This window comes from Dysgonomonas mossii DSM 22836, from assembly GCF_000213575.1.
Classification (GTDB): domain Bacteria; phylum Bacteroidota; class Bacteroidia; order Bacteroidales; family Dysgonomonadaceae; genus Dysgonomonas; species Dysgonomonas mossii.
The window spans coordinates 77,664-84,490 of the sequence record NZ_GL892010.1 but is presented as its reverse complement, the minus strand read 5'-3'; the positions used below and the strand labels follow the sequence as shown (position 1 = coordinate 84,490).

The 6,827-nt window shown below is 33.6% G+C and carries 5 protein-coding genes; 3 read left to right on the top strand and 2 right to left on the bottom strand.

Going from position 1 to position 6,827, the window contains the following annotated elements; genetic code table 11:
* Positions 1-112 precede the first annotated feature (112 nt).
* The gene (locus HMPREF9456_RS14220; RefSeq protein WP_006844248.1) at positions 113-1,495 is read right to left on the bottom strand and encodes an NAD-dependent succinate-semialdehyde dehydrogenase; all 1,383 of its coding nucleotides are present in this window, start codon (positions 1,493-1,495) and stop codon (positions 113-115) included.
* 226 nt (positions 1,496-1,721) lie between these two features.
* Between HMPREF9456_RS14220 and HMPREF9456_RS17425 the strand changes: the two genes are divergently transcribed.
* The gene (locus HMPREF9456_RS17425) at positions 1,722-1,859 is read left to right on the top strand and encodes a hypothetical protein (RefSeq protein WP_018075088.1); all 138 of its coding nucleotides are present in this window, start codon (positions 1,722-1,724) and stop codon (positions 1,857-1,859) included.
* A 77-nt stretch (positions 1,860-1,936) separates the two neighbouring features.
* Here the strand turns inward: HMPREF9456_RS17425 and HMPREF9456_RS14215 are convergent, their stop codons facing one another.
* A complete protein-coding gene (locus HMPREF9456_RS14215) occupies positions 1,937-2,569 on the bottom strand; it encodes a helix-turn-helix domain-containing protein (protein ID WP_006844246.1) in 633 nt (210 codons plus the stop codon).
* Between the two features lie 370 nt (positions 2,570-2,939).
* Between HMPREF9456_RS14215 and HMPREF9456_RS14210 the strand changes: the two genes are divergently transcribed.
* Positions 2,940-4,022, top strand: a complete 1,083-nt coding sequence (locus tag HMPREF9456_RS14210) for a Rossmann-fold NAD(P)-binding domain-containing protein (RefSeq protein WP_018075089.1) — start codon at positions 2,940-2,942, stop codon at positions 4,020-4,022.
* 230 nt (positions 4,023-4,252) lie between these two features.
* Entirely contained in the window at positions 4,253-6,760 is a 2,508-nt protein-coding gene (locus tag HMPREF9456_RS14205) for a BamA/TamA family outer membrane protein (protein ID WP_018075090.1), read from the top strand.
* Positions 6,761-6,827 lie beyond the last annotated feature (67 nt).

The following is a 6,827-nucleotide window of genomic DNA, read 5'->3' as shown; positions in this document are numbered from 1 at the left end:
TAAAAGTTAAAGTTAAGTTAAATAAAAGTAAAGTAGTTAATTTAACTACTCTNTTTTTATTTATTAATTTCTAAAATTAGGTTATAGTGAAATTTTATCAGAATATCCTCGTTTAAAAAGGATCGGTTAAAAGGCTTGTCCTGATTAATTTCTTATTGACAAACTCTTCAGTACCGAATTCTGATAATTCTCGTCCATATCCTGATCGCTTTGTTCCCCCAAATGGTAAATCAGCTTGGGTCCATGTCGGATGATTTATAAAAACCATTCCGCTATCTATTTGATCAGCTATTAGTTTCCCTTGTCTTATATCACTTGTGAAAATTGACGCACCTAGCCCATAGCTAGTGTCATTTGCCAGACTAATTGCTTCCTCTACAGTTCTTACTTTAAATAATAATGCAACAGGACCAAATAGCTCTTGAGAATAGACAGGATTATTCTTATTTATATCGGAAAGAATGGTTGCTTCCAGATAAGCTCCGGAACGATCTATACGCCGTCCACCCAATTCTATTCTGGCTCCGGCTTTAACCGATCTGTTTATCTGATCTAATAAGTTAGTCAAAGCTTCTTCACTTACTAATGGCCCAAGTTCCGTTTCATTATCCATCGGGTCCCCCACTTTTAGGGCCAGTAAAGCCGCTTTAAACTTATTGAGAAATTCAAAATAGACAGACTCCATTATAATAAAACGTTTTGCAGCAACACAACACTGTCCTGTATTATTCATTCGGGCTATTACTGCCCAGTAAATGGTTTTATCGATATTGGCATCATCTAATACTATAAATGGGTCGCTACCTCCAAGTTCTAAGACTGATTTTTTAATATTTTTTCCTGCAGCTTCTGCTAAACTGGCTCCGGCCTGCTCACTGCCAGTCAGAGAAGCACCCTTAATTCTCTCATCGGCAAGAAGCCTTGATATCTTGTTGCCAGGTATCAATAAGTTTATATACAATCCATGTGGAGCACCTGCTTCTTTAAATATTTCGCTCAATGCTATTCCACACTGAGGAACGTTAGAAGCATGTTTTAAAAGAATAGTATTCCCTATCATAATGTTGGGGGCAGCAAAACGTGCAACCTGATAAAATGGAAAATTCCAAGGTTGTACCCCCAGTAAAACTCCTATCGGACTGTAGCGTATTAATGCTTCTCCATATTTAGGTCTTAAAATCTTATCCGCAAGAAATTTTTCAGCATTTTCAGCATAATAATCAAAGATATCCGCACTAAGTTCTATTTCTGCTTTACTTTCACCAATCAGTTTCCCCATTTCGGTAGTGATTAGTTCAGCAAGGTTTTCTTTTCTTATTCGTAATATTTGTGCTACTTTATGCAATAGTTCCGAACGTTGTTTATAAGTTGTTTTTCGCCAACTCTGATAAGTAATATCTGACTGGTTGATAACAGTCTCTATTTCATCTTTCGACATTTCATCAAATGATTTCAGCTTTTCATTTGTTGCTGGATTTACTGTTTTTATTGACATATGAATTTGTCTAACACATTAGGTGTTAGTTCATAAAGGTAGTTCTCTTATACCCCAGATATATTACAACTAATCGTTTATTAATTACATGTTTTACAGATTATCGATATTAGAATATAATTGTCATTCAGTAAATATGTAAAATATGTAACTCATTTTACTTTTTATGTAATAATATTGGATTTAATAATTCTCATCTTTGGATATAATTAATATTTTAATAGTTATGTCAAAAGAAGATAAAGGAAAAGACCGGGCGGATAAAAAAACTCCTCAAAAAAACTTGAAAGAAAAGCGAGCGGAAAAGGCTAATAAACGAGCAGAAAAAAACAGAAAAGGATTAGATGATTTGAAAATTAAATAATATTTTTTTTTAAAACATTAGAAGTGCTATCTATTTTGCGGTATACCCCTATTGCTTTATGTGTTTATAATTGAATATTATAGAATTAACAGGTTTTCAATATTGGTTTCTCTTTTTTGACCATGCATCTTATAAAATGATAAAGTAGTACCTGTTATTTTCTTAAACTGGTTTGATAAATGGCCAATACTACTGTAATGCATTTTGAAAGCAATTTCCGAAAAAGTTAATTCATTGTATTGAATGAGTTCTTTAACATGTTCAATTTTATGCATAATGATGAAATGCGCAATTGTAAAGCCTTGCGACTCTGTAAATGTATTAGATAAATAAGTGTAGTTCAGGTTTAATTTATTACTTAGATAGGTTGAAAAGGGAATCTTTAATTTATTTTCTGAATAATATATTGATTCTATGACTGCTATTTTTATCTGCTCGATCACTATATCCTTCCTGTTTTCTATTAGTTCCAATCCGCTTTTAGCCATGGCTAGCTTGAGCTGGATATTTTGTTCATGTGTTGGATGTGTGGAAAGATTAACAACCCCTAAGTCAACGGTAATATAATTGAGTTCCAATTTCTTTAACTCTTGTATTACCACTATTTTGCATCGTTGACTTACCATATGTCTAATGTATATTTTCATAATGGTAATATTTATTTGTTTTTTGATAAAAGAGAGTAACTGAACTTCTTTTTCCAATCTCATTTTATGATTGGCTTATAAAAACATCAGATTCTGCGAAAAGTGGTGTAGATATATAGAATGAAGAAAAGAACACTATACTATTATAAACAATTAATTAAGCCTTATTGTTTCAAATAATTTCAAATTCAGATATTTAATGAGTAATTCGAGTTAAATTGAATAATCTTGCAAGAGTTGGTATCAATAAGATTTTTTTCTTTATCATGAACCTCGAGGAATACCCATTAATGTCAGTTTTTCGAATAAAGAACACAATTGAAAAATAGGTATAGCTTGTTAATCTGTGGATTATGTAATTAATAATCAGAAATGTATAACAAAATATATTCGGGAAATTAGTTCCTTTATAGGTTGTTTATATATATTGCGCATGAATGGAAGGATAAGAATCGGGTCTTCAAATCAGAAAAAGAAGACAGCTTTAATTACAGAAGGAAATAGTACCATAGGTTATAATATAGCTACTAGCCTGGAATCTACCGGTAATTGGAATGTTATCATAATATCTTCCCAAAAGCTTTCTTATACAGGAACATTCGAATTTATCCGCTTGGATTGCCTGAATACAGATGCAATCGATCTTCATCAGGAAAAATTACAGGAGATTACACATATCTTCTTCGGTACATCCGATAATAGATCCTTGAAAAATATCGAGTCCCTGAATTTAGTAACAGAAATAGAAAAAATAGCGCCTTGGCTCGAACACATTATATTTATCCAGGAAACTATCAGGCACGATAAGAAAATGAGTGTGCTTAAACCAGTTATTGTAAAAAGATATGTGCCATTTACCCCTTGTATGTTTTTTCATCTTTACACCCCTGAAGAAGAGTTTTTAAGACAAGAGTCCGTCAATAAGAAATGGGGATGGACATCGCTTCGTTCAAATACAATAATCGATATCTCTATTGACAACCCTTCCGGTATAGCAATTCAAATTGCAATCTATGCAACACTCTGTAAGGAAGAAGGTGTGCCTATGTCTTTTCCCGGCAGTGAAGAAAAATTTAATTCCCGGATTGCTCTAACCGCATTAGATACCCTCACGGAAAGTATGCAATATGTACTGTCCCGGAAGTTATGCAAAGGGGAGATCTTTAATATAACAAGCGGGAATGGAATACTATGGAAAGATCTTTGGGTACAAATAAGCAAATATTTTGGTATACTATCGGGAAGGCCTAACGTTTTCTCGTTGGCTTTATATATGCAAAGCAGGGATGATCTATGGAGAGGTATTTGTGAAAAATATAAGCTCAAGAATAAATCTTTACTCCGTTCTTTAAACTGGTATTCAAGTGATTTAATCTTTAATGATTCATACAATATACTGTCTGATCCGCAAAAGATCCATCGATTTGGTTTTATCGATAACCAAACAGATATCTTCCCTGCTTTCAGAAAAATGTTTGATCAACTGAAAGTAGAGCATATTATCCCTGCTTATTAGTCTGTATCAGAAGAAAGTCTGAAAGGTAATTTCTTCTTTTATTAGGATCTTTAATGATTTATTAATTGCCTTTCCCGAAAACAGAATTTAGAACAAATGATAAGATGAAACCATTAGATATTTTTAAAAATATATCATTAAGTGCCTTTTACTATTTAATAGCCTATCATAAGATCATTTTACGTAAAAAAATTAGAATTTATTTTTTAGTCATTCTATCTCTCTTCTTCGTGACTGCTTTAAACGCACAGAATAAGGGAGATTCTATTCCCATTCAGTTAGGTGATGTTGTAAAGAAACCGATATACGAGCAAAAGAGAAATGAACATGGTTCTCTATATCATAGTTTATGGGGTACGCATTACGAACCATTGTATTATAAAGCGGTAAGCGTAAAAGCAATTAGTCTGAATTCTTTATATGGAGGATTATCCATTCTCAGAGAATTTAAGGATTTGCATACCTTAGTATTGAAAGATAAGAATGAATCCTTGTATTTGCTGCGTCCTCTTGGTGGATCTACCAGCTTCTTAAATTCGAGTTTCTTTAAAAGTGTTTATGATATTGATGATTTAGAAGATACTTATATAGGCGATTTTATTACGGAAGCATTTACTATTGTTCATCCGTATGGTTTCATTGCTTCCAACCTTATGGCAAAAGAAGTTGACCTGATCTCTAATCGATATGATATTGCATATATATCAACAGGTGAAGCTACAGATATTGTTGCAGACGGCAGCAATATCAGAGGTAATCTGATAACGATTACACGTTTGCCTTTTACCGAGCAAGAAAAGGTATTTACTAATGTGGAACAACTTCTTGAAGAATTACATAAAGGGGATACTTATAATGTAGATCAGCAACTTTATATCCGTACGCGGTTATTTGATATGCTGATTGGAGACTGGAACAAAATCCCCGAATCATGGGGTTGGATTACGGCATTGAAGAGTGATTCAATTATATTTGAACCAATGGTACTTGACCGAAACCATGCTTATCCGAAAATAGAAGGTATTTTATTTAAGCCTTTGTTGAGAATGTTGGGTTTGGGCTTTATTAATAATTATGATGAGACGCTAAATAATGTAAAAAAACTCAATACTCTTGGTTATGCATTAGATATGGCTCTTACCCCAAAGAGTGATAAGAGCGCTTGGTTGGAGCAAGCTAAATATTTGCAGATCCATTTGTCAGACGAGTTGATAAACAATGCTTTCTCAGCATTACCAGAAGAGGTGCAGGATGAGAACATGCAAGATATAAAAAGAAAACTAATGAGCCGTCGTAACCAAATAGAAAATATTACGCATCGGTATTATCTGGAATTGCAGAAAACCCCTGTGATTACAGGTACGAATAATGATGATAGATTCATATTCGGTGAAGATGAAATGGGCAATTTGCACATTCAAATTTATAATTCAAATTCAGACCAACCATATTTTGACCGGCATTATTCTACTAAACAGACTAAGGAAATATGGGTCTACGGATTAGAAGGCAATGACATATTTGAAGGAAACCGTCCAACAAACCGGATAAAAACATTGCTAATCGGAGGTAAAGGGGAAAACCTCTATAATCTTACTTCTAACCGTAAGGTAAAAGTTTATGAATCCCAGTCTCAACAACAAAGATTGGCTGATACATCACCCGTAAAGATTATATATCCCCGTAATGAAGAAAATGCATTAAAGTATGATTATGAAAAACTAAGTCATAAAAAGCTATCGGTTACTCCCATCGGACTTTATGATTCCGATCTGGGTATTAACCTGGGAACATCTATTACCTATACGGTGAATGGTTTCAAGAGAACTCCTTATACTCAATGGCACCAACTTAGTTTTGATTATATCAATGGTTTTACTTATCAGGGAATTTTTCCAGATTATGATGGAAGAAGAAGTTTTCACCTGTCGGCATTTATCGGCAGTCCTGCTTATTTTTCAAACTTCTTCGGTTATGGAAATTCAACATCTGGCTACAAAGACGAAGATAAAAAATTTAACAGAGTACATTTAGAAAGATATGCTGTTACACCTGCATTTTATTATCAAATAGATAAATTCCAGACATTTAATATTGCAAGTTCATTAGAGATTGACAAAGTGGATAATCCAGAAAACAGAGACCGTTATATTAATCAGATATATGATGACAACAATGATATTTTCGACACTAAATTCTTTCTCGATCTGAACGTACGGTATGTGATGGATAAGAAAACAAATGATGTCATCTCAAAATACAAAATAAGTCTGTCTACCGGAGGAATATTCAATATAGGAAATAGAGGGCGTCACGTTCCTTATGCAACAGCCAATTTGAGTGTAAACATTCATTTGATAAGTCATTTGTCTTTTGCGACAGAAGTAAATACCAAAGTGCTGCTTTCTAATAAATACGATTTTTTTCAATCTGCGACAACTGAGTTAAGAGGGTTCCGGGATAATCGTTTTATGGGTAAACAATCATTTTATCAGTTTTCCGAATTCAGATGGGATATGGGTGAGTTGAAGAACAGTTTCACTCCCGTTGAATACGGTTTATTCGTAGGAGTTGATTATGGGCGAGTGTGGTATCCGCACGAGGATTCGAATAAATGGCACTCTTCGTATGGTGGTGGATTCTGGGTAACACTGTTTAAGGAGTTTACCGGTAAACTATCATTCTTCGATTCCAATGACGATCAACGTTTTATGTTGCAATTGGGAATGGGGTTTTAATATACCTTTTCTTGTGTTTTTTTCATACTGCAAGGCATCGTAATTATTATTACCAATTGAAAACAAG

Bases quoted from the DNA above. Each gene is read 5' to 3' on its own strand.
- HMPREF9456_RS14220 (WP_006844248.1), bottom strand. From the start codon at position 1,495: ATGTCAATAAAAACAGTAAATCCAGCAACAAATGAAAAGCTGAAATCA.
- HMPREF9456_RS17425 (WP_018075088.1), top strand. From the start codon at position 1,722: ATGTCAAAAGAAGATAAAGGAAAAGACCGGGCGGATAAAAAAACTCCT.
- HMPREF9456_RS14215 (WP_006844246.1), bottom strand. From the start codon at position 2,569: ATGAGATTGGAAAAAGAAGTTCAGTTACTCTCTTTTATCAAAAAACAA.
- HMPREF9456_RS14210 (WP_018075089.1), top strand. From the start codon at position 2,940: ATGAATGGAAGGATAAGAATCGGGTCTTCAAATCAGAAAAAGAAGACA.